Source organism: Mesorhizobium sp. M7A.F.Ca.US.002.01.1.1 (genome assembly GCF_004022955.1).
GTDB lineage: Bacteria > Pseudomonadota > Alphaproteobacteria > Rhizobiales > Rhizobiaceae > Mesorhizobium > Mesorhizobium ciceri.
Genome location: NZ_RZQE01000906.1, coordinates 1 through 1,144 on the forward strand (window position 1 = coordinate 1; position 1,144 = coordinate 1,144).

A 1,144-nucleotide genomic window follows, 5' to 3' on the forward strand; every position below is an offset into this window, starting at 1 on the left:
CTGTTTCGGCGAAGGCAGGACGGGTGAATTCCAACCTGCCGGCGAGGCCGAATGCGGCAGCGGCAGTTGCGGACCCAAGCAACGTGCGACGTGTCATGTTAAACATGATGATCTCCTGTGTTAAGAGGTGGGGGTGGCGGAAAGCCAAGCGTGGCCCTCCGTCCTGATTGCCGAACCTATCGGTCCTGACCGGATGAAACTCAGTTGCCCCAGATGCCCTGGCCGTACTGCGCCGGCACGCTGGCATCGGCACCACCATGGATCTTCTTGACCTCTCGGATCGAGCTGGTGTGCGAGGTGTCGATTTTTGAAGCCGAATGGCTGGCGACCGGCTGGCGGGAAGTGTTCGAGCCGTAGTGGTCGCTGCCGGCGAAGGCCGTGCCACTGGCAACGAGGATGGCGGCAGCGGTAAGGACGATCTTTTTCATTGAAACAGTTCCTGATCTTGAGGATTGAGAGAAGTTGTTGTTTGGAGGTCGAGGCGCGTTCAGCGGCCCCAGAGTCCGTCGTTGTTGTGCCGGTTGATGATGTCCTGAACCGACCCCTGGCTCGGCCCGGTCGTCACCTTGGAGTCGACGCTGTCCTGACGCGGCGTGGAGGGAATGGAAGCAGTAGCGTTGGTGTCGATGCTGGTGGCCGGCTGGTTGGAGTTGTTGGCGCCATGGTCGCTGCCGGCAAAGGCAGCGCTTGAGGCAAGCAGCATGGCAGCCACGCTGAGAGCGAGCTTGGTCATTTTGGTAGATCCTTGTTTCGTTTCTTGGTTGCGTGCCGGGAAATTGGCCCCGCTAACAACAAGACTCGCCAAGACATCCCTTTATTCCCGGGTTGCGCGAAATTCTTTTGGAGGTCCCAAAATCAGGGACGGCGGCTGTCGGGAACTGGGCCAGCCGACGCTGCACGCGCACGTCCGAGGTCGGCACCATCTGGTGCCGTGGGTCTGTCTGACCGCGAAGTAGCCGAGCCAGCGGTGACGTCGCACTTGATATTGGCTGAAAAGGTCTGGGCGGTCGGCTATCAGCCGGTCACGGTGGCGGCGCGGAAGCGCGCTACGAAATCGTCCAGCTCCGGCCGCTCCATGTCGGAAATCGCCCAGTAGGAGAAGGCGCCGTCGCTCCACTGCACCAGCGAAAAACCGCCCTCAGAG

The 1,144-nt window shown here is 60.9% G+C and carries 2 protein-coding genes and 1 pseudogene; all 3 read right to left on the minus strand.

Features of this window, described 5'->3' with window-relative positions:
- Positions 1 to 106 (minus strand): annotated as a pseudogene (locus EN932_RS39400) (MBL fold metallo-hydrolase); the annotation flags it as partial.
- A 94-nt stretch (positions 107 to 200) separates the two neighbouring features.
- The gene (locus EN932_RS36620; RefSeq protein WP_063170610.1) at positions 201 to 428 is read right to left on the minus strand and encodes a DUF680 domain-containing protein; all 228 of its coding nucleotides are present in this window, start codon (positions 426 to 428) and stop codon (positions 201 to 203) included.
- A gap of 59 nt (positions 429 to 487) precedes the next feature.
- Positions 488 to 733 carry a DUF680 domain-containing protein gene (locus EN932_RS36625; protein WP_128338248.1) on the minus strand — a complete coding sequence of 82 codons (246 nt, stop codon included), beginning with the start codon at positions 731 to 733 and terminating at the stop codon, positions 488 to 490.
- Positions 734 to 1,144: the final 411 nt, after the last annotated feature.